This is a genomic window from Mucilaginibacter rigui (assembly GCF_014773275.1).
GTDB classification, from domain to species: domain Bacteria; phylum Bacteroidota; class Bacteroidia; order Sphingobacteriales; family Sphingobacteriaceae; genus Mucilaginibacter; species Mucilaginibacter rigui_A.
In genome coordinates, this window is record NZ_JACWMW010000002.1 from 551,402 (window position 1) to 571,893 (window position 20,492).

The 20,492-nt window shown below is 44.0% G+C and carries 17 protein-coding genes; 7 read left to right on the forward strand and 10 right to left on the reverse strand.

Annotation, left to right across the window (positions count from 1 at the left end):
- Window positions 1-25: 25 nt before the first annotated feature.
- The 4 genes from IDJ75_RS09605 to thrA all read right to left on the reverse strand — a co-directional run bounded on the left by IDJ75_RS09605 (window position 26) and on the right by thrA (window position 5,434).
- Window positions 26-499, reverse strand: a complete 474-nt coding sequence (locus IDJ75_RS09605) for a GNAT family N-acetyltransferase (RefSeq protein ID WP_191175406.1) — start codon at window positions 497-499, stop codon at window positions 26-28.
- Window positions 492-1,802: a threonine synthase gene (gene thrC, locus IDJ75_RS09610; RefSeq protein WP_191175407.1), complete on the reverse strand. Its 1,311-nt coding sequence runs from the start codon at window positions 1,800-1,802 to the stop codon at window positions 492-494. The genes IDJ75_RS09605 and thrC overlap by 8 nt, the downstream gene beginning before the upstream one ends.
- A gap of 87 nt (window positions 1,803-1,889) precedes the next feature.
- Entirely contained in the window at window positions 1,890-2,876 is a 987-nt protein-coding gene (locus IDJ75_RS09615) for a homoserine kinase (protein ID WP_191175408.1), read from the reverse strand.
- A 107-nt stretch (window positions 2,877-2,983) separates the two neighbouring features.
- The gene (thrA, locus tag IDJ75_RS09620; protein ID WP_191175409.1) at window positions 2,984-5,434 is read right to left on the reverse strand and encodes a bifunctional aspartate kinase/homoserine dehydrogenase I; all 2,451 of its coding nucleotides are present in this window, start codon (window positions 5,432-5,434) and stop codon (window positions 2,984-2,986) included.
- 248 nt (window positions 5,435-5,682) lie between these two features.
- Between thrA and rsgA the strand changes: the two genes are divergently transcribed.
- A complete protein-coding gene (gene rsgA / locus IDJ75_RS09625) occupies window positions 5,683-6,600 on the forward strand; it encodes a ribosome small subunit-dependent GTPase A (protein ID WP_191175410.1) in 918 nt (305 codons plus the stop codon).
- 107 nt (window positions 6,601-6,707) lie between these two features.
- Window positions 6,708-7,160 carry a D-aminoacyl-tRNA deacylase gene (dtd, locus tag IDJ75_RS09630; protein ID WP_191175411.1) on the forward strand — a complete coding sequence of 151 codons (453 nt, stop codon included), beginning with the start codon at window positions 6,708-6,710 and terminating at the stop codon, window positions 7,158-7,160.
- A gap of 122 nt (window positions 7,161-7,282) precedes the next feature.
- Here the strand turns inward: dtd and IDJ75_RS09635 are convergent, their stop codons facing one another.
- The 3 genes from IDJ75_RS09635 to IDJ75_RS09645 all read right to left on the reverse strand — a co-directional run bounded on the left by IDJ75_RS09635 (window position 7,283) and on the right by IDJ75_RS09645 (window position 11,879).
- A complete protein-coding gene (locus tag IDJ75_RS09635) occupies window positions 7,283-8,980 on the reverse strand; it encodes a sodium:solute symporter (protein ID WP_191175412.1) in 1,698 nt (565 codons plus the stop codon).
- A 111-nt stretch (window positions 8,981-9,091) separates the two neighbouring features.
- On the reverse strand, window positions 9,092-9,289 hold the full coding sequence (locus IDJ75_RS09640; RefSeq protein WP_191175413.1) for a hypothetical protein: 198 nt from the start codon (window positions 9,287-9,289) through the stop codon (window positions 9,092-9,094).
- A 64-nt stretch (window positions 9,290-9,353) separates the two neighbouring features.
- Window positions 9,354-11,879 (reverse strand): PIG-L family deacetylase, encoded by a 2,526-nt coding sequence (locus tag IDJ75_RS09645; protein WP_191175414.1) that lies wholly within the window; start codon window positions 11,877-11,879, stop codon window positions 9,354-9,356.
- Between the two features lie 195 nt (window positions 11,880-12,074).
- Between IDJ75_RS09645 and IDJ75_RS09650 the strand changes: the two genes are divergently transcribed.
- From IDJ75_RS09650 to IDJ75_RS09665, 4 genes are read left to right on the forward strand one after another with little or no spacing between them, the layout of a single operon-like run.
- Window positions 12,075-12,704 carry a TetR/AcrR family transcriptional regulator gene (locus IDJ75_RS09650; protein ID WP_191175415.1) on the forward strand — a complete coding sequence of 210 codons (630 nt, stop codon included), beginning with the start codon at window positions 12,075-12,077 and terminating at the stop codon, window positions 12,702-12,704.
- 2 nt (window positions 12,705-12,706) lie between these two features.
- Window positions 12,707-14,071, forward strand: a complete 1,365-nt coding sequence (locus IDJ75_RS09655; RefSeq protein ID WP_191175416.1) for a TolC family protein — start codon at window positions 12,707-12,709, stop codon at window positions 14,069-14,071.
- Between the two features lie 17 nt (window positions 14,072-14,088).
- On the forward strand, window positions 14,089-15,144 hold the full coding sequence (locus IDJ75_RS09660) for an HlyD family secretion protein (protein WP_191175417.1): 1,056 nt from the start codon (window positions 14,089-14,091) through the stop codon (window positions 15,142-15,144).
- 5 nt (window positions 15,145-15,149) lie between these two features.
- Window positions 15,150-16,691: a DHA2 family efflux MFS transporter permease subunit gene (locus IDJ75_RS09665; RefSeq protein ID WP_191175418.1), complete on the forward strand. Its 1,542-nt coding sequence runs from the start codon at window positions 15,150-15,152 to the stop codon at window positions 16,689-16,691.
- Between the two features lie 222 nt (window positions 16,692-16,913).
- Here the strand turns inward: IDJ75_RS09665 and IDJ75_RS09670 are convergent, their stop codons facing one another.
- Together IDJ75_RS09670 and IDJ75_RS09675 are read right to left on the reverse strand one after the other, a co-directional pair.
- On the reverse strand, window positions 16,914-17,498 hold the full coding sequence (locus IDJ75_RS09670) for a carboxymuconolactone decarboxylase family protein (protein ID WP_191175419.1): 585 nt from the start codon (window positions 17,496-17,498) through the stop codon (window positions 16,914-16,916).
- A 143-nt stretch (window positions 17,499-17,641) separates the two neighbouring features.
- Window positions 17,642-18,187 carry a peroxiredoxin gene (locus IDJ75_RS09675; protein WP_191175420.1) on the reverse strand — a complete coding sequence of 182 codons (546 nt, stop codon included), beginning with the start codon at window positions 18,185-18,187 and terminating at the stop codon, window positions 17,642-17,644.
- 259 nt (window positions 18,188-18,446) lie between these two features.
- Here IDJ75_RS09675 and IDJ75_RS09680 point away from each other — a divergent pair, with 259 nt between their 5' ends.
- Entirely contained in the window at window positions 18,447-19,313 is an 867-nt protein-coding gene (locus IDJ75_RS09680; RefSeq protein WP_191175421.1) for a PfkB family carbohydrate kinase, read from the forward strand.
- Between the two features lie 163 nt (window positions 19,314-19,476).
- Here the strand turns inward: IDJ75_RS09680 and efp are convergent, their stop codons facing one another.
- Entirely contained in the window at window positions 19,477-20,040 is a 564-nt protein-coding gene (gene efp, locus IDJ75_RS09685) for an elongation factor P (protein ID WP_191175422.1), read from the reverse strand.
- Window positions 20,041-20,492: the final 452 nt, after the last annotated feature.

The window sequence follows — 20,492 nt, forward strand, 5'->3', positions numbered from 1 at the left end:
TTAATTTATACGGCCCCCGTGGCAATTAAGTGTTTGCCTGCCAGGTAATATTTACCGCTGATAAGACTTCCGTTTCCAAACGAAGGTGGTTATTTATCTTGAAATTGTTTTTTCTGTAAAAATTTAAAGGGGATGGATATCTTGTGCCATTTGCTTTCACGTCATTATCATGATCTATAACCCAGCCAAAAAGGGTATCCTCTTTGGCTTTTAATGCATTTAGCAAGGCCGTACCGTAACCCTTTCCATGCGCCCCGCCGGATAGCATGATAAAAAAGCACCTGCTGCCTTCCCTGTAAAATACGGTAGCCCAGCCTATAAACCCGGCACCTTTATCTTTTAACAAAAAATATGCAGGGTTTACTAACGAATCCAAAAAAGTATTAAACTCTGCCATGCCGGGCATGCACAATTGCTTTGGGTATTCTGCATTCCAAATTTCCAGCGCAACCTGTTTTTGTTGTTCTGTTAAACTTGTCAGGTATTCAATTTCAGGCATTTTTAAGTAAAAACTCTTTAAACCCTTCAAAGCTGGTATCTAAGCTTGTGGCATGATGCGCTTTTTTCTCCAGCTCTTTTACCTGCTCAGGGATGTTGATCTTATCTGAGATTTCTTTCGTAAACACATCCGGGAACTTGCACGGGTGCGCGGTTGATAAAAAAACGCCCGCGGTATCTTTAGCCGGGTGTTCCTGCTGATATGCTTTTAACGCTTTCCATGCAATAGCGGTATGCGGGCAGGCAACGTAATCGTATGTTTTAGAGATTGCTTCGATTGATTGCAACGTTTCCTCGTCATTGTATGTATAGCCAACAATTAACTTTTTAAGCGCTTCTGGTTTTTCTTTAAACAAATCGGCAATGCGGACCCAGTTGCTTGGGTTGCCTACATCCATCGCGTTTGAGAGCGTGGCAACCGATGGTTTTGGCTGATATACGCCTGTTTTTAAAAATGCAGGCACGGTATCGTTAGCGTTTGTAGCGGCTATGAACTGCTCAACAGGCAGGCCCATCTTCCAGGCCAATAACCCGGCACCTATGTTGCCAAAATTACCGCTTGGTACGGCAAACACTACCTTACTGATCCCCTCGCGAAGCAATTGCGCGTAAGCATTAAAGTAATAAAATGTTTGCGGGATAAGGCGGGCAATATTAATAGAGTTAGCCGATGTAAGGCGGAATTTCTCGTTCAGTTCCTTATCAGTAAAGGCTTGTTTAACCAGGGCCTGGCAATCATCAAAAGTGCCGTCAATTTCCAACGCGCGGATGTTTTGGCCGTTGGTGGTTAACTGCAATTCCTGGATCTGGCTTACCTTGCCTTTTGGATAAAGGATGGTTACCCTTGTATTTGGCACGCCTAAAAAGCCCAGGGCAACAGCGCCCCCGGTATCGCCTGATGTGGCTACCAATACGTCCAGCTGTTTTTCTCCCTCTTCCAAAAAATAGCTCATTACACGGCTCATAAAGCGTGCGCCAAAATCTTTAAAAGCCAGTGATGGCCCGTGGAAAAGTTCCAGCACGTAAACGTTCTCTTCCAGCTTTACTACAGGCGCATAAAAGTTGATGGCATCGTGGATAATGCCTTTCAGATCATCCGCCGGGATATCATCGCCCAGCAGGTTTTGCGCTACATGGTAAGCAATCTCGGGCAGGGTATATTCATCCAGGTGGCTCAAAAACTTATCATCCAGGCGCGGGATCTCTACCGGCATATATAAGCCCTTATCCTGCGGCATGCTGTTAAAAACCGCTTCTTTGAAGCCAACTCTTAAATCTGTATTGTTAGTGCTGTAGAATTTCATTTTGTTTTTATGTATTCGTCATTACGAACGCAGCGTGGCAATGACGCGCGTTTTTGACTTTTAACTTTTTAATTTTGACTTTATCACCTATCCCAAAACCCTTGGCCCGGCATCATTTATGGTTGATACATAACCGTTGGAGCCTATTTTAATACTGGTTAAATGTTTTTGTAATTTGGCTGTGATGCGTTTGGCCGTTTCCTCATCGCGTGTAAAGGCGAACACCGACGGACCAGAACCCGAGATGCCGAAACTTACTGCCCCCAGTTCCATTGCCATTTGGCGCATTTCATAAAAATCGGGTATTAGCATACTTCGTACGGGCTCAACTAATACATCTTTCATGCTGCGGCCAATCAGGTCAATATCTTGCATGAACAAACCGCTTACAAGTCCGGCAATATTACCCCACTGGGTTACGGCATCCTTCATTTGGATGTTTTTGCGGATGATCTGCCTGGCCTCGCGTGTTGGTACATCCACATCAGGGAATACAATAGCACACCATAAATTGGCCGGGTGCGGTAAACGCACTACATCCAAAGGCTCATAACTGCGAATGAGTACAAAACCACCCAATAAGGCAGGTGCAACGTTATCCGCATGGCCATGTCCGCAAGCCATTTCTTCGCCTTTCATGGCGAAAGGTAATAGGGTGGATGGGTCTGTATCATCACCCAATAAGGTTTTAATGGCAAACAAACCCGCAACCGTACTGGCCGAGCTTGACCCCAGGCCACTACCTATCGGCATTTTTTTATGCAGTTCGATGTCGAGGCCGATATCCAGCCTGTCAATACTGCGCAGGTAATGCTCAACGCTTACGCTTACCGTGTTTTTAGCCGGGTTAAGCGGCAGGCGGCCATCATCACCGGTAATTTTGCTGATGGTGATGCCGGGTTTATCGGTAATGCGCATAACTACCTCGTCGCCGGGTTCGTTCACCGCAAAGCCCAGCACATCAAACCCGCAAACCACATTGGCCACGGTGGCCGGGGCAAAAACATGGATGCTATCCAGTTGCTTTTGAGTTGCCTTCGCCGGTTGTTTTAAATCTTGTATATCGTTACTCATAAAACTATCTGTTGTTTAGGGACACACCCCTGCCCCTCTCAAGAGGGGAGCCATACGCGCTGTGCCTTTTTTATCTTGTCTCTTGATTCTAAAAATCCTGCATCTCTTTAATTAGCTCCTACATTTATCAGATCGGCAAATACGCCGGCGGCGGTTACTTCGGCACCTGCACCGGGGCCTTTTACCACCAGCGGGCGTTCTTTATACCTGTCGGTGGTAAAAGATATAATGTTATCGCTTCCGCTCAGCATATAGAACGGATGGTTCTCATCCACACTTTGCAGCGTGATAGATGCCTTGCCGTTTTCCAGCTTGCCTATATAGCGTAATACTTTTTTGTCTTTTTCGGCCTGTTGTTTCAGGTTGGTGAAGAAAGCATCTTCGGCTTTTAGGGCCGCGTAAAAATCTTCAACTGTTTGTGCCTCTAAACAAGCCTTTGGCAATACACTTTCTATCTCCACATCGGCCTCTTCCATTTCGTGGCCGGCATCGCGGGCAAGTATCAATATCTTGCGCATAAAATCCTTACCGCTCAGGTCATCGCGCGGGTCGGGTTCGGTGTAGCCTTTTTCCTGCGCCTCTTTTACCACATCGTGGAAGTTGGCATCACCCTTAAAATGATTAAAGATAAACGAGATGGTTCCGGAAAGGATAGCTTCTATCCGCTGGATACGGTCGCCGCTGCTCATCAGGTCTTTTAGCGTACGGATGATAGGCAGGCCTGCACCCACGTTGGTTTCGTAGAAGAAATCTACCCCGTGTTTGCGTGCAGTATCCCTAAAGGTTTTGTACTGCGCAAACGATGCCGAGTTGCCTATTTTATTACAGGTTACTACAGATACGTTCGCTTTAAAAACCTCCTCGTAAAACGTTATTGGTTTTGGGCTGGCGGTGTTATCAATAAATACACAGTTAGGCAGGTTCATTTCTTTCATTTTGGCAATGAAGCCTGCCAGGTCAGCTGAGTGGTCTGATGCCTGCAGGTCGTCCTGCCAGGTATCAAGCGACAAACCATCGGCATTGAACACCATTTTACGGGTATTGCTGATGCCCACTATTTTAACCTGGATGCCGTTATTTTTCTGAAGGAAATCTTTATGCGCGTTCAGCTGGTTAAATAAGGTTTTACCAATATTACCGGTGCCCAGGCAAAAAGCGTGCAGGGTTTTAGTTAGTTCGATAAAGAAGGCATCATGCACGGCGTTCAGGGCTTTGGCCAAATCATTTGCCGAGATAATCACCGAAATATTATACTCTGACGAGCCCTGCGCAATGGCCCGTACGTTTACACCATTACGGCCCAGCGCGTGGAACAGTTTACCGCTCATGCCCGGAGTTTGTTTCATGTTCTCGCCCACTACGGCTAATATGGCCTGGTCTTTTTCTACCACCAATGGCTCAAGCTTATTGGCCAACAGCTCCAGTTCAAATTCCTGTTCTATCAGTTGTTTGGCCTTATCCACCTCGTTTGGCTGTACGGCAAAGGTGATGCTATGCTCTGATGATGATTGAGTGATGAGGATGATGTTGATCTGCTCTCTCGCCAGCAGCGAAAATAACCTGCCGCTAAAGCCCGATTTGCCTACCATGCCGCTACCCTCTAAATTAAGGATGCTGATGTTGTTGATGGATGAGATCCCCTTAATAGGTAAAGTAGACGCCTTACAATCATGGCGGATAACCGTACCTGCAAAAGCAGGCTCAAATGTATTTTTGATAACGATCGGGATCTTTTTCAGAAACGCCGGGATCATGGTTGGCGGGTAGATCACCTTTGCACCGAAGTACGAAAGCTCCATTGCTTCGGTGTAGGTAAGCTCTTCCAGCGGAAAGGCTTTTTGTACCATACGCGGGTCGGCGGTCATCATACCGTTTACATCTGTCCATATCTGGATCTCATCGGCGTTCAATGCCGAGCCGAATATAGCTGCGGTATAATCGCTGCCGCCACGGCCAAGTGTTGTTATTTGCCCGGCATCGTTCCCGGCAATAAAACCTGTTACAATAAGCAGTTTATCACTATTTTCCCGGTAAAAAGTTTTGATTAGCAGTTCAGTCAGCTCGCTGTTTACTTTAGCGTTGCCAAAAGAGCTGTCGGTTTTTATCAGCTCAGCTGCATCTACAAAAAGTACCTCCTTAAAATGCTGGGCGGCAATTTTGCTTACCATTAAGGCCGAGCAGCGTTCGCCAAAGCTCAGGATCTGGTCGCGGGTTTTGGGGGTAAGTTCGCGCAGGGTAAGCACGCCCTGCAGCAATTCTTCCAACTGGTTAAAGTGAATTTTTAAGCGGGTATAGGCCGGGTTTTGGTTTTGCACATCAAGCAATGCTTTAACTGCGTCAAAATGGCGTTTTTCAAGTTCGGCCAGTTGGGCGGTAAATTCCTGCCCGTTTGCAGCATTTTCGGCCATAGCTACCAGCAGGTTGGTTACACCGCCCATTGCAGACAGTACAACTACCGGGCGGTTACCGGGCTTATCCTCATCTTTTAAAATTTCCAGCAATGTTTTTATACTGCTTACTGAACCTACCGACGTGCCGCCGAATTTTAGAATTTTCATTTTTGCGATAAAATAAAAAAAGCCTTCCTCTTTGCGGAGGAAGGCTTTCATTTGGTTTTGTTTATGTTTTTACACCATACGATTATCTTCCTCCGAAATTTATCCCGGTGGTAATAATGGTAATAATTGTGGTGTTGTTAATTGTCATATATATTATGTCGGTAAAGTAAGTAGATTTTATTTTAAATACCAAATGTAAATTGGTTTTATTTTTTCAATGCCTTTAAATCTTCCTAAATTGCGGCCGTATGCAGGGACTTATAACAAAATCGACCGGGAGCTGGTACCAGGTAAGAAGCGGAGATGATACTATCGACTGCCGCATCAAGGGTAAATTCCGGATAAAGGGTATCACTACAACCAACCCACTGGCGGTTGGCGACGTGGTTGATTTTGATATGGAGCCAGAGCAGGGCACCGGTATTATCACCAACCTGCACCAGCGCAAAAACTATATTATACGGAAGGCTATTAACCTTTCCAAACAGGCGCAGATCATTGCCGCCAACCTGGACAGGGCGCTTTTGGTGGTTACCCTGGCATCGCCACGTACCTCGCTTGGCTTTATCGACCGCTTTTTGGTTACTGCCGAAGCATATGATATCCCCGCTTGTTTAATATTTAATAAACTGGACCTGTTTAGCGATGAAGGACTTGAGATCCTGGCCGATTACCAGGCCATTTATCAGCATATTGGCTACCCATGTTATTCTGTATCGGCTTTAGAGGGTACTAATATTGATAAAGTGCAGGAATTGCTGAAGGATAAGGTAACGCTTTTTTCGGGCCACTCGGGCGTGGGTAAATCCAGCCTAATCAACCGATTGCTGCCCAACCTTGATTTGCGCACGCACATGGTATCTGAATGGAGCGACAAGGGGATGCACACCACCACCTTTGCCGAGATGTTCGAGCTGCCGCAGGGCGGCTATATTATTGATACCCCAGGTATACGCGAATTAGGTGTGATAGATATAGAAAAAGAAGTGTTAAGCCATTTCTTCCCCGAAATGCGTGAACGGATGAACCAATGCCGTTTTAATAATTGCCGCCACATCAACGAGCCTGGCTGCGCCGTGCTGGATGCGCTGGAGGCAGGTGAAATAGCGCCATCGCGCTATGATAGCTATTTGAGTATTTATAATGGGAATGATACGAGGGCTTAAGAAGGATTCAAGACTTTTAGAGTCAGGAATCAAGAGAGAATGTATTCAATAATATTAAACAGGGTCTTGACTCTTGTGTCTTGACTTCCTGAATCTATATAAAAACTATGCGTGCAGTAATACAAAGGGTTTCGGAAGCATCGTGCCGGGTTGATGGCAACATCACCGGGCAAATTGGCATTGGGTTTATGGTTTTATTGGGTGTTGAGGATGCCGATACTGAGGAAGACCTGCAATGGCTTGCCCAAAAAATAACCGGCCTGCGTGTTTTTGGCGATGAGAATGGCCTGATGAATAAGGCCCTTGCCGATATTGGCGGGGACATATTACTGATCTCGCAGTTCACCCTGTTTGCACAAACCAAAAAGGGGAACCGCCCGTCATTCATCCGCGCAGCAAAGCCGGATAAAGCTATCCCAATGTATGAGCAAATGATTATGACACTGGAAGCCATCACCGACAAAAAAATAGCTACCGGTGTTTTTGGTGCCGATATGAAAGTAAGTTTGGTGAATGATGGCCCGGTTACTATTACGATAGATACGAAGGTTAGAGAGTAGAGCTTGCCGTCGCTCGGCTCCTGCCGAGTGACTATTATTACACGGCGTCCCGCCGCTGTATGCTGGTGGCGGCCAGAGGCCTTAAAATAGTTATCACTCGGCTGGAGCCGAGCGATTGCACTTTAATTTACCGCCGCTTTCTTATCCTTTATAAAGCCATTCAATACCAAGGCGATAATAATCACCCCGATGCAGCCAATAGCATTTAACCACAGGTAAGCCACGGTTTCGTAATAACCCATTATGCATATTATGGCTTCGGTAATAACCGCGGCTACAAATACTGCAGTTCCCTGTATCTTTTTAAGATAGAAGGCCACGATGAACACGCCTAAGATAGTTCCGTAGATATACGAGCCTAACTGATTCACAGCTTCTAACAAATTACCTATTTTGCTGGCATAAAGCGCCATGCCTATACAAACTAATCCCCAAAAAACAGTTGCCAGGCGCGATGCCGTAACATAGCTTTGTTCGGATTCGCCGGGTTTTATAATACGTTTGTAGATATCTATTACCGTAGTTGACCCCAGCGCGTTTAACCCGCTTGCGGTTGAGCCCATGGATGCCAGGAAGATAATGGCTATAAGTAAGCCTATGAGCCCCTTAGGCAGATAATGCGTTACAAAGGTGAGGAACACATAATTGGTATCGTTCACGCTATCATTCCCGCTGCTTTTTTTAATAACGCTGATGGCTTGCTTACGGATAGTATCAGCCTGCGCCCCGGCGGTTTTAAGGTCGGCTTTTGCGCCGGTTATTTGCTGTTGGTCTTTACTATCCAGTGCCTTTACAAGGCTTTCTGTTTTTTGTTTCTTTTGATCGAAAGCGTCGGCATACTGTTTTTCCAGCTGATTAAATTGCGGTGCGTATTGGCTTTTCTTTACCTGCTCAACCTCGTAATTGTTAAAGAAAACAGGCGGCCTGTTAAACTGGTAAAAACTGAACACGAGTACGCCTAATAATAGTATTAAGAATTGCATAGGTACTTTTATCAGTCCGTTCATGATCAAACCCAGCCGGCTTTGCCCAACTGTACTGCCGGTTAGGTAGCGCCCAACCTGGCTCTGGTCGGTACCAAAATAGGATAACTGCAAAAAGAAACCTCCGATAATACCGCTCCAGATGTTATAACGGTTATTGGGGTCGAACTTCCAGTCAATAACGTTCATGCGGCCCAGGTTACCAGCCAGCTTAACAGCTTTGCCAAAGCCTACATTTTGCGGCAACAACATCACCACAAAAACGCCGGCTACAAACATCCCGGTAAAAATGATGCTCATTTGCAGCAGTTGGGTGTACGATACCGCTTTTGCACCACCGTAAACGGTGTAAAACAAAACTAATCCGCCTATAAATAGCGTAGTGTAAGTAGTATTAATATGCAATATACCCGACAGTATAATGGCCGGGGCATAAATGGTTATAGCGGTAGATAAACCGCGCTGTATCAAAAACAAAATAGAGGTAAGCGCCCGGGTTTTCAGATCAAATCGCTGCTCCAAAAACTCGTAAGCTGTATAAACCTTTAGTTTGTGGAATATGGGTACAAACGTAATGCACAGCACGATCATGGCCAGCGGCAGGCCGAAATAGAACTGCACAAAGCGCATCCCATCGCTATAGGCCTGGCCCGGGGCAGATAAGAAAGTGATGGCGCTGGCTTGCGTAGCCATAACAGATAAACCGACGTGGTACCAGGGGAGCGAGCGGTTGCCCATGTACTGGTCGATGTTTTTACTGCTGCCGCTTTTCCATACGCCGTAGGCAACTATGGCAAGCAGGGTGCAGCCTAAAACTATCCAATCGGTTAAACTCATTCAAAAGATCTTGTAATGAGCCAAAATACTAAAATTAAAAAAACCAGCCATACGATAACAATACCGTAAAACTGGTTCCAGTTTTTTATAAACGAGGGAAGGTCGCTGTCCTTAGACCTCTTCACGGCCTTTCACCAGGAATTTGATGAACAGCGCTGCGGTTAATAAACCGAAAACACCACCTACCGGGATCCAGATAAAGCCTCTGTCAACAATAGCGCCTACAAACATGCCGCTAATTAAGGCAACAAGGTAATATATGTAATCGTAGTTTTTTTCTTCTTTGTGCGGGTGCTGATGATGTGACATAGTATTTTGTTAAATAATGTGCTGCAAATTTAGTGTATAAAAGTATTGATGCCTAATTGAATTGTTAGTTTTTCGGTTTACTTAACAAATTAATAAATAAGCGATAAGCGCCGGGCACTCCCGCAGGTAATTCTCTGAAGAAAGCAAGCGATGTGTATACAAAACGCCCCTTGCCAAAGTTTGTTACAATTAATGCGCCCTTATTTGGTTCCATGCCGGTATCGTTCATTTGCAGCGGGGTGCTGTACTGGCTGTCAATGCTGCTAACAAAATATAACCCGCGCTCCTGGATCCAATCGTTAAAATCGGCACCGGTTATTTTATTGGGATAATTAAGCACAGCGTTTTGCGGGTCGGTAAAAGTTATTTTGGCATCCTCCTCTGTAACGCGTTGGTTAACTACCGTAAACGGATACGGGCCAATTTGCTTTGTTACCAAACCATTATTGTTGTTGTATTGCACAACCAGGTTACCACCGTTTCTTACATACTCTAATAACCGCGGCTGCTCATAGGCCAGGCGTTCGTTTACGTTATAGGCTCGCACGCCGGTTACAATGGCGTCGTAAACAGACAGGTCGCCGTTAATAATTTCATTCTCGGTTAGTTGGTGCACATCATAACCTACTTCGCGCAGGGCATCGGGCACCAGGTCGCCGGCGCCTGCGATGTAGCCTATTTTCTTGCCCGCTGTTTTCAGGTCGATATTTACCAGTTTGGCCTGTGCCGGCGGGAAAATGGTGATAGCCGGTACGTGGTTATATTTAATATTCAATAAACCTTGTGAAAAAGCTTTGCCGTTTGCTGTCGCAATAACTTCCAGGTTGCTGGTGTTTGGCTTATTACTGGTTGGCGTAACGTTAAATGCTACCGTCCATTCATCACCTTTATTTTTGCCGGTAAAGTCAATCTTTTCAGGGCTTATTTTCCAGCCTGCAACAGGTTTTATGCTGATGCTACCGCTGGCATTGGTAAAGCTTTTTAACTTTACCTGTACGGTTTGTGGTTGAGTATTATTATAGATGTATACCTTTTCGGCAATGTTAGCGGTAACAGGTGGGGCTATTTCCAGGGGTTGATAGATCTCGCCGCGGGCGGGGTCAACATATTTGAAAATCAACCTGCGTTCGTAAGCTATCTCTTTACCGGCTATTGTGAACTTAAAATTTACAGCAGGTGCATCCGGGTTTTCGGGATTGCCAACTTTTTGCTCATCATTTATAGTGTAGCTACCTATACCATGCGGTGATTCCAGCCAGTAAGGTTGTGAAATCTTATCGGCAGTTTTAGGCTCTAAATTAAACGTTTGTAATTTATTCGGTCCTAAGGACTTCCCATCTGCATTGTCAACCTTAACGGCAGTTGCTCCATTATTTATAGTAAGGGAACTAATGGATAAGTTATTAGGCGTATAGACTTGTGCTGTTTCGGCTATTTTATCTCCCAAAGCGTATGATGGCTCATTACTGTATGCCTCAAACCACAGGCCCGCACATTGCGCTATCAGGTCTTTTAATTCCTTTGTTTTTTGTTTATGCCAGTAATCATAGCTTGAGTTAGCCACTTCGGTTAACCTTACGGTTTGGAAAGCTTTATTTGTGGCAACGGTTTGGTCAACCTCGTTCAACAATTTCACCAACGCCGGTACCGATGCCTGCGGCTCATCATCATTAAAGGCTTTGGTAATGGCAGCCAGTTGCGTTGCTATCGGCATGCCGAAAGGGATCCTGTTCCAGCTTACATCCACGCCGTCCATCAGGTCCGTTTTGGGGGCATCGCCGAGGATGGTCTTGAAATATTCAAAAGCATCTCCACGCTGCTTGGCCGAACCAAAGCCCTGTGTTTTATGGTTGCTACGGCTTTCGGCAGCTATTTCGCCATAGCTTTTACCTAATATAGCGTTGTAGCCGCCAACGTTTATCTTAAACTGATCTGGCGAGGTGGTATTGGTATTGCCAAAGTTAAAAGTATTCCATAATAAGCGTTTGGCTTGCCATACCCCAACATATTTTAACTGTTCGGGGTAGCGTTTTGGGTCGGCAGCTGCGCTGAAAGCCTCTTGTGCCAGTATAGCAGATGCAGTATGGTTACCGTGTCCGCCTTCGCCGGTTGTAGGGAAACGGCATATCATTACATCGGGCCTGAACTTGCGGATCACCCAAACCATATCGCCAAGTACTTTATCCTTATCCCAAAAATTCAGGGTTTCTTCAGGGTTTTTTGAAAAGCCAAAATCGTTGGCTCTGGAGAAGAATTGCTCCGCGCCATCTGTACGGCGGGCGGCTAAAAGCTCCTGCGTACGAATGAGACCCAAAAGTTCGCCCTGTTCGGTGCCTATCAGATTTTGGCCGCCATCGCCGCGGGTAAGCGACAGGTAACCGGTGCGGTAATGTTTCTCCTGCGCCAAATAACCCAGTAAGCGGGTATTCTCATCATCGGGGTGGGCGGCTATGTACAGTACGCTTCCCAATATGTTCAGTTTTTTCAAATTCTGGCGAATGGTGCCGATATCTGATGGTGGCGATGTTTGTGAAAATGCTGTTTGGCAAACTAAAAAAAGGACAAGTGTTACGGGCAGTATACGCTTCATAACAACAAATATATTTGAAAGATGCTTTGGTGCAGTAATTGGTATGATAATTATACCGTCATAATTATATTTCTTCCCCTATTATCAATCGATTGATTAACTTTTTGAACCTAACAGTCAAACAATTACAATAATATGATAAATTAAATTTAAATTAATCAATCGTTTGATTAATTTTGTGCGGGACAAATAAAAATGGAAAAAGAAAAAACAGATAAAAAGGATCACATACTCGATGTTGCCGAGCGTGTTTTTGCCGAATTAGGATATGATGGCGCCTCAACGCGGATGATATCGGGCGAAGCAGGTGTTAACATGGCTATGCTTAATTATTACTTCGGCTCAAAAGAAGGCGTTTTTCTGGCAATATTTGATCGCCGGATCACCACATTTCAAACCGTACTGCTTAGTATAGGTAACGATGAAACCATGAACTCCTGGGAAAAGCTTGATAAATATCTTGATAGCTATATAGATAAAGTAGTAACCAATAATTGTTTCCACATTATGCTGAACCGGGAGATCTCGAAATCAAAGAAGAACGAGCTTACCGATCAGATAACCGATATCATGATGAAAAATGTAAAAATTTTTCAAGACATTATAGCAGAGGGCATTAAAAAAGGTGATTTTAATAAAGATGCAGATCAGCAGCTTTTGGTTGCTACCATATTTGGTACTAAAAATTACATCGTAAACACCCCGCATATCTCATCAAAAGTAATTGGCTATGATGTATTGGATGCCGATAATCAGGATAAGCTGCTTAAGCCCCGATTTAAAACTTATATGAAGAAACTGTTAAAAGCTTATTTACAGAATTAAAAATGACAACTAATAAATATATACCCTTGAAACCCTCACGCATAAACAAAGCCTTTAAGGCCGCGGGCAGTATGGCCATGTTACTATTGGCACTGCTGGTTACAAACCCCGCCGCCGCACAGGACAGAACCATTACGCTTGACGAAGCCCTGAAGTTGGGCATTGAAAACAGCAAAACGCTAAAACTGTCGCAATCGCGAATTGACCAGGCTGTGTCGCAGTACCAGCAGGCCAAAGACCGTTCCTTGCCAACAGCCAGTGCGAGCTTTGGTTACAACCGCGCGCAGATCCCTGCAAACAAACTTAACCTTGGCGAAGAAAGCCTAAGCCTGCCAACAAGCGCTAACGCTTATTTAGGTACCTTATCTCTTAGCCAGCCAATATGGCAAGGTAATAAGTTAAAGTATGCACGCGAATCTACAACCTTGTTAACAGAGATTGCACGCCTGGATGCCGTTAACGATAAAGACCAGATAGCCTACAGTATTATCAACGCGTATTACAACTTGTACAAAGTACTGCAAAGCAAAAAAGTGGTAGACCAAAACTTAATTACCATTGATGCGCAGATAAAACAGGCACAGCGCTTTTTTGACCAGGGTATTGTTACCAAAAACGATGTGTTGCGTTTCCAGTTGCAGCGTTCAAATATTGAACTGAACGGTATAGACCTGGAAAACAACCGCCGCATTATTAATTACAACATGGATATTTTATTGGGCTTGCCTGAAGGTACCCAGTTAAATATTGCGCAAATAACCGAAACTGACCACTCAGCAGCGCCTTTAACCGCTTACCTGGATACAGCCATGAGCAACCGAGCCGAGTTTCAACAATTTGACCTGCGTACCCGGGTTGCCGAAACAAACATTAAAAGTGTAAAGGCAAATACATCACCTACGCTATCGGCATCAGCCAGTGCTTACTATGTTGGTATAGCTGCTAACCCTATTCCTAAAACCGGTAACTTCATTACCCCTATATCGGCCGGTTTAACCTTAGGATGGAATTTTGGTACCCTTTGGACCAACAAGAACAAATTGAACGAGGCTAAACTGCAACGCGAAGAGGTGATCATCAATAAAGGTATTGCAACAGATAATATCAAAAACGAGGTGAACCAAAGCTACCAGAACTATAAAGCGGCGCTCGATAAAATAACATTGCTGCAAACATCAATAAACCAGGCGCAGGAAAACAACCGCATACTGGAAAACAAATACCGCAGCAATATATCAACCGCTACAGACCGTGCTGATGCACAAACCTTGCTTTACCAGGCCGAGATAAACTTAGAGCTGGCTAAAGCAGATGCAGGACTTGCATACTATACATTATTAAAATCAACAGGAAAACTTAACAAATAATTACAATACATAAAGCGATGGCAAAAGAAACACAAGAAGCAGAACCTAAAAAGAAAAACAAAGTACTTCCGATAATACTGGGAGTGGTTCTTTTAGGGGGTATCATATTCGGTGTAAAAGAATATATATACTTCAGCAAACACGTTGATACAGATGATGCGCAAATAGACGGCGACATAAGCCCGGTTGTGGCCCGTGTTGGGGGTTATGTTGACAGCATTATGTTTGAAGAAAACACACACGTTAACAAAGGCCAGTTACTGGTTAAAATAGACGACCACGACTACAAGATTAAAGTAGAACAAGCGCAAGCCGCACAGGTTGGTGCAAGCGCAGGTATCAATGTAGGTGAGTCGCAAATTTCTACTACAGCTGCAAACTCGTCAAGCGCAAAAGCAGAGGTAGCATCAGCAAAAGCACGTTTAGATAAGGTGCAAAAAGATTACGACCGTTACGCCAACCTGGTACAGGATGGATCAGTAACCCGCCAGCAATTTGACCAGGCCAAAGCCGATTTGGAGGTAGCTAAAGCTAACTACAATGCATCACGTGATAAATATAAAGCAGCAGTTGAGCAAATTGCTACCAGCCGCAGCCAGTTAAAAGTTACTAATACAGGCGTAAGCCAAAGGCAGGTTGATATTGATTATGCAAACCTGCAGCTTTCTTATACAAATGTTAAATCACCTGCAAGCGGCATAGTAGCCAAAAAGAATGTACAGGTAGGCCAGTTAGTACAGGCGGGGCAAACATTGTTCTCTGTAGTAAACGATAACAGCATCTATGTAACTGCAAACTTTAAAGAAACCCAGCTGGATAAAATAAAAAACGGCCAAAAGGTTGACCTTAAGGTTGATGCCTACCCTAACCTGAAAGTAGAGGGTACGGTATACAATTTTTCACCTGCCACAGGTGCTAAATTCTCATTGCTGCCGCCAGATAACGCTACCGGTAACTTTGTTAAAGTTGTACAACGCGTACCTGTTAAAATAAAAATAACAGGCAATAAAGAAGAGATAGCGAAACTACGCCCGGGTATGAGCGTTGACGTTTCGGTAATTACTAAAGACTAACTACAATGGCTGAAACTGGCTTTAAAAAATGGATCATTACTATTACAGTGATCATGGCATCGCTCCTGGAGCTTATTGATACCACCATCGTAAACGTAGCTATTCCGCATATACAAGGTAACCTTGGCGCAACCCTTGAGGATGTTGCCTGGGTGGTTACCGGCTACGCCGTAGCAAACGTTATCATCCTGCCCATGTCGGGATGGTTGGGCGGGCGCTTTGGCCGTAAAAATTACTTCCTTACCTCTATTATCGTATTTACCATAGCCTCGTTTTTATGCGGTAACGCAACTTCGCTTGATGAGTTGGTTGTATTTCGTATCATACAGGGTATTGCAGGTGGTGGTTTAATATCTACCGGGCAAACTATCCTGATAGAAACCTGGCCGCGCGAACAAATTGGTACGGCTACCGCATTATTTGGTTTAGGCGCGGTTGTAGGCCCAACTGTAGGCCCAACCATAGGTGGCTGGATAACCGAAAACTACTCATGGCCCTGGATATTTTATGTGAATTTACCGGTAGGTGCGCTTGCAGCATTTCTTACCTATACATTTATAACTGAAACACCCAAGGCCGAAAAACGGCCTATTGACTGGTGGGGAATTGGCTTACTGGCTGTAGCCGTAGGTAGTTTACAAACCATCCTTGAAAAAGGTGAATCTGAAGACTGGTTTGCAAAAAACTATATCATTGTATTAAGCATAACCGCGGTTTTGGGCATTATATTATTTATATGGCGTGAACTGAGTACAGACCATCCTATTGTTAACTTTAGCATTATGAGGCACCGTAGTTTTGCCGTAGGGATGTTTACCTCGTTCATTCTGGGGTTTGGTTTATACGGGTCGGTGTTCGTGTTCCCGGTATTTTGCCAGAATTTACTGGGCTTTAATGCGCAGCAAACGGGCGAACTATTATTCCCGGGCGGGGTATGTACAATTGTTATGATGCCCTTTATTGGCAAAATGCTTAATAAAGGTGTACCGGCACAGTTTATGGCTACTGCCGGGATGTTCCTGTTCTTTGTTTTTACATGGATGCTGAGCAACTCTACCCTGGCTACAGGCGAAAAAGATGTGCTTATACCTTTATTAATACGTGGTGTGGGTATGGCCCTTTTGTTTGTGCCTTTAACCACTTTGGCTATGGCCGACCTGAAAGGGGCTGAAATTGGCCAGGGATCGGGTTTGAACAACATGATGCGCCAATTAGGCGGGTCGTTTGGTATAGCGGCTTTAACAACCATTATACACATCCGCCAGGGTTTTCACCGCAGCACACTTATTGAGCACATTAACCCTTACAACCCGGCATTTACCGAACGCTTAAATATAGTAACGCAAGGGTTTATTGCTAAAGGTAAATCTGTATTAGATGCATCACACATGGCATATGCCGCTATTGAAGGTACAGTTATCAGGCAAACTATGTTGCTAACTTATGACGACGCTTACTGGATCTCGGGTTTGGTAATGCTGTTCTCTATCCCGTTACTATACCTGCAGCCATTTAAAAAGCTAAAGGCTGTAACAGATTCTCACTAAAAAAACAAAACCATTCTGCCTTTAAAAGCAGAATGGTTTCTCCAAAAAATCAACAATTAAATTTGTAATCCCCCCTTATATCGGTAATGTTTTACAGCTATAAAATTATTATGACAACAGGGGGTAGTAATAATCTAAGCTTTAAAATTAAGGCTTTTAAATTAACAAACACAAATTTAATGCAGATTATTTTTAAACATAGCTAAAGCTATTTCTTTTTAATTAGAAAATAATTTTGCCGGTTGCTGTTACCAATGATGCTATTCTTACAGCATCAAAAATACGTTCTTCGGTAGTTCCTAACTTTATCAGCGAGTCTTCGTGGGCGTTTACGCACATCTCGCAACCGTTAACGGCCGATATGGCAAGGCTCATCAATTCAAAAAACTCTTTACCTGTTACCGGTTTCATCATTAACTGCATACGGATGCGCGCAGGTATTTGGGTATATTTTTCCTTTTGGGTAAAATGCCTGAAACGGTAAAATATATTGTTTGATGCAAGTAACGATGCGCAGCCCACAGCCTCGGCAACATCAGCATCGGTAGCGTCATTTTGTTTGGCTACATTGGTGTAGTAAGCAATAAGGGGCGCATTCTGGTTGTTGGCTGCGGTGCTTAAGCCAAGCAGGGCGCATTCTTTAGCGCTCAGGTGTTCTGATGTAAGCGTGCTGGTAAAGTTCAGCTTCAGGTCGCGCAGGTAGCGCGATTCACCAGCTTCTAATAAGTTAAGGGCTGGTGTACGGTATGTTTTGTCAAGCCCTGTTGTTTCCAGCAGTTCCTGTACTATTTCGGTGCTTTCGCTCATGGTTAAATATTTATGGGTGATGTAAAAAAATAACCACAAAGAACACAAAGGTTTCACAGAGGGCACAAAGCTTAAATCTCTGTGTACTTTGTGGTTTTCTCTTCGTGTACTTTGTGGTTAATAAATAAACCTCTTTTAGGTAATTATACTGTTAAAGTTTCCTGGCCTTTTTCCCAGTTGCAAGGGCAAAGTTCGTCAGTTTGCAAACCATCAAGCACACGCAAAACTTCTTTAACGTTACGGCCTACGCTAAGGTCATTTACAGATACCCAACGGATGATACCTGTAGGATCGATGATGAAGGTAGCACGGTAAGCGATCTTTTCGTTTGGCTCTAAAATACCAAGGTCTTCAGCCAATGATTTTGAAGTATCAGCCAGCATCGGGAATTTAAGGTCGCGCAGGTCATCATGATGGGTTCTCCAGGCAGCGTGTACAAACTCGCTATCGGTAGATGCACCAATTAAACGGGTATCGCGATCGCGGAACTCACCAAAATTTTTGTTGAACTCAGCAATTTCTGTAGGGCATACAAAAGTGAAATCTTTTGGCCACCAGAACATTACAGTCCAAACGTTATCATCATTAACCAGGTATTCTGAAGTTATGGTTTCAAACTCTTTGCCTTTTTCTAAAGAAACTACGGCAGTTTTACTGAAATCGGGAAATTTTTGTCCTATCGTTAACATATTGGTTGTTTTATTAAAAATTATGCAACAAATATAAGGATAAAACTCTGAAGCATTCTATCTATAATATCTATCAAATATAGTTTTTATCTATAGTTTAATCAATTGATATTGAGTATTGCTATTTATAAACCACTATTTTTAAACACTTTATTTGTGTGTAAAATGCCACAATACTAACTATAACCTACCCCTAATTAATTATTAGCCTGCAGAATATTACATTTGTAACCCCGCTAAACATAAATTGAATTTATACATGTACGACATTTGTTGCATAGGGCACATTACCTTAGATAAAATTGTTACCCCCAAAGCCATTAAACATATGGCTGGTGGTACGGCGTTCTATTTCTCGAACGCTATTCGCAATATGGATGTTAAATATGGCCTGGTTACCGCCGTTGCCGAAACCGAGATGCCGGGAGTTACCGCCCTGCGCAATAAAGGCATCGAGGTAAAAGCTTTGCCAAGTACTCACTCGGTTTATTTTGAGAACATTTACGGCGAGAACCAGGATAACCGCACCCAGCGTGTACTGCAAAAAGCCGATCCGTTTACAGTTGCCGACCTGAAGGACACCGAAGCCATTATTTTCCACCTGGGGGCTTTGCTGGCCGATGATATGTCGACCGAGCTGATTAAGGAGTTATTTAGCCGGGGCAATGTTTCTGTTGATGCACAGGGCTACCTGCGCGAAGTTGTTGATAAAAGCGTAAAAGCAACCGACTGGGCCGATAAACGTGAAGCCCTTAAGTATATAGATATACTAAAGGTAAACGAGCACGAACTGGAAGCACTTACCGGCCTAACCGATATTAAAGAAGGTGCTAAAATACTGGCCGAATGGGGCGTTAAAGAAGTAGTTGTTACACTGGGCAGCATGGGCTCGGTAATTTATCACGACAGCATTTACTATACCATCCCTGCCTACAAACCTACCGAGGTAGTTGATGCTACCGGATGCGGCGATACCTATATGGCCGGATACCTGTACAAGCGCGTTAAGGGTGCCGACATCCAAAAAGCAGGCGAATTTGCCGCTGCTATGGCAGCCTTAAAAATTGAAACTTCGGGTCCGTTTGAGGGGACTGAAGAGGATGTTTTGGCGATGATGCAGCGGTAGAAGTTCTGTTCTACTGCAAAATGGAACAAACGGAGATTTTGGAGACTTATAAATTCGGGTTAATGTAGCGTAACCAAGCCTAAAATGAAGTAAGAATATAACAAGAAAGCCGCGAACTTCGCGGCTTTCTTGTTATATTCCACTCCCCTTCAGGGGGCTGGGATTAACTCTTTACTCTTTCCACATAAGCGCCTGTGGCGGTATCAACCTTAACTTTATCACCAATGTTGATAAACAATGGCACTTTTATTTCGGCGCCTGTTTCAACGGTAGCATTTTTCATTGCACCGGTTGAGGTATCGCCTTTTACAGCAGGCTCAGTATAGGTTATCTCTAATTCGGCCGAACCGGGGATATTGGCCATGATAGGCTCATCGCTTTCAAAAGCTACAATAACGTTCATGCCTTCTTTCAAGAATTTAACTGCCGGGCCAAATAGCCTTTTTGGTACATTATGCTGATCGTATGTTGCGTTATCCATTATCACTAATGAATCACCATCCTCATACAGGTATTGATAATCGTTGGTTTCTACGCGCGCAATATCCACCTCCTCGTCCGTACGGAAACGATATTCAACCAATTTGCCGGTTTTTACATTACGCATGCGGGCCTGGTAAAACGCACGCAGGTTACCCGGTGTGCGGTGTAAAAATTCTTCTACCTGTACCAGTTCGCCGTTAAAGCGAAGCACATTCCCATTTTTTACATCAGATGCTTTTGCCATAAACTTTATAATTGAGCCACCAAAATTATAGAATAGATTTGAGATTTTAGATAAGAGATGTGAGATAATGCTATAAGAGTGATAACATTACCTTTATTATATAGCCCCAAATCCCGCGTGCAATATGAACACGCATGCTCTCCCCAAACGGGCATGCTGTGAAAACCTGTTGCGGCAAAAAGCAAAAGTATCCCGTTCCATTTTCAAAAAAAATGAGACAGAATGGAACAAGGGGTATTTTTTAAAGTAAATAAAAACCAGCATTTAGTTAAAATGCGTTTAATGCCCCTTTTTACCTGTCTGCATCCTAAAAAGGCCGAAAAAAAGGCGAAAAGGGACGAAAAAAAGGCGCTTTTTTTACCCTATAATACTATTTAATTTTGTTCTATTTCTCAAAAAAGGAACAAAACAGGTCGCAGAGTTTTTGGTGAGATGCAGGTGCAGGATGAGGC

What these genes read in the sequence shown, in the direction of transcription:
- IDJ75_RS09605 (WP_191175406.1), bottom strand. Translation starts at nt 499, where the DNA reads ATGCCTGAAATTGAATACCTGACAAGTTTAACAGAACAACAAAAACAG.
- thrC (WP_191175407.1), bottom strand. Translation starts at nt 1,802, where the DNA reads ATGAAATTCTACAGCACTAACAATACAGATTTAAGAGTTGGCTTCAAA.
- IDJ75_RS09615 (WP_191175408.1), bottom strand. Translation starts at nt 2,876, where the DNA reads ATGAGTAACGATATACAAGATTTAAAACAACCGGCGAAGGCAACTCAA.
- thrA (WP_191175409.1), bottom strand. Translation starts at nt 5,434, where the DNA reads ATGAAAATTCTAAAATTCGGCGGCACGTCGGTAGGTTCAGTAAGCAGT.
- rsgA (WP_191175410.1), top strand. Translation starts at nt 5,683, where the DNA reads ATGCAGGGACTTATAACAAAATCGACCGGGAGCTGGTACCAGGTAAGA.
- dtd (WP_191175411.1), top strand. Translation starts at nt 6,708, where the DNA reads ATGCGTGCAGTAATACAAAGGGTTTCGGAAGCATCGTGCCGGGTTGAT.
- IDJ75_RS09635 (WP_191175412.1), bottom strand. Translation starts at nt 8,980, where the DNA reads ATGAGTTTAACCGATTGGATAGTTTTAGGCTGCACCCTGCTTGCCATA.
- IDJ75_RS09640 (WP_191175413.1), bottom strand. Translation starts at nt 9,289, where the DNA reads ATGTCACATCATCAGCACCCGCACAAAGAAGAAAAAAACTACGATTAC.
- IDJ75_RS09645 (WP_191175414.1), bottom strand. Translation starts at nt 11,879, where the DNA reads ATGAAGCGTATACTGCCCGTAACACTTGTCCTTTTTTTAGTTTGCCAA.
- IDJ75_RS09650 (WP_191175415.1), top strand. Translation starts at nt 12,075, where the DNA reads ATGGAAAAAGAAAAAACAGATAAAAAGGATCACATACTCGATGTTGCC.
- IDJ75_RS09655 (WP_191175416.1), top strand. Translation starts at nt 12,707, where the DNA reads ATGACAACTAATAAATATATACCCTTGAAACCCTCACGCATAAACAAA.
- IDJ75_RS09660 (WP_191175417.1), top strand. Translation starts at nt 14,089, where the DNA reads ATGGCAAAAGAAACACAAGAAGCAGAACCTAAAAAGAAAAACAAAGTA.
- IDJ75_RS09665 (WP_191175418.1), top strand. Translation starts at nt 15,150, where the DNA reads ATGGCTGAAACTGGCTTTAAAAAATGGATCATTACTATTACAGTGATC.
- IDJ75_RS09670 (WP_191175419.1), bottom strand. Translation starts at nt 17,498, where the DNA reads ATGAGCGAAAGCACCGAAATAGTACAGGAACTGCTGGAAACAACAGGG.
- IDJ75_RS09675 (WP_191175420.1), bottom strand. Translation starts at nt 18,187, where the DNA reads ATGTTAACGATAGGACAAAAATTTCCCGATTTCAGTAAAACTGCCGTA.
- IDJ75_RS09680 (WP_191175421.1), top strand. Translation starts at nt 18,447, where the DNA reads ATGTACGACATTTGTTGCATAGGGCACATTACCTTAGATAAAATTGTT.
- efp (WP_191175422.1), bottom strand. Translation starts at nt 20,040, where the DNA reads ATGGCAAAAGCATCTGATGTAAAAAATGGGAATGTGCTTCGCTTTAAC.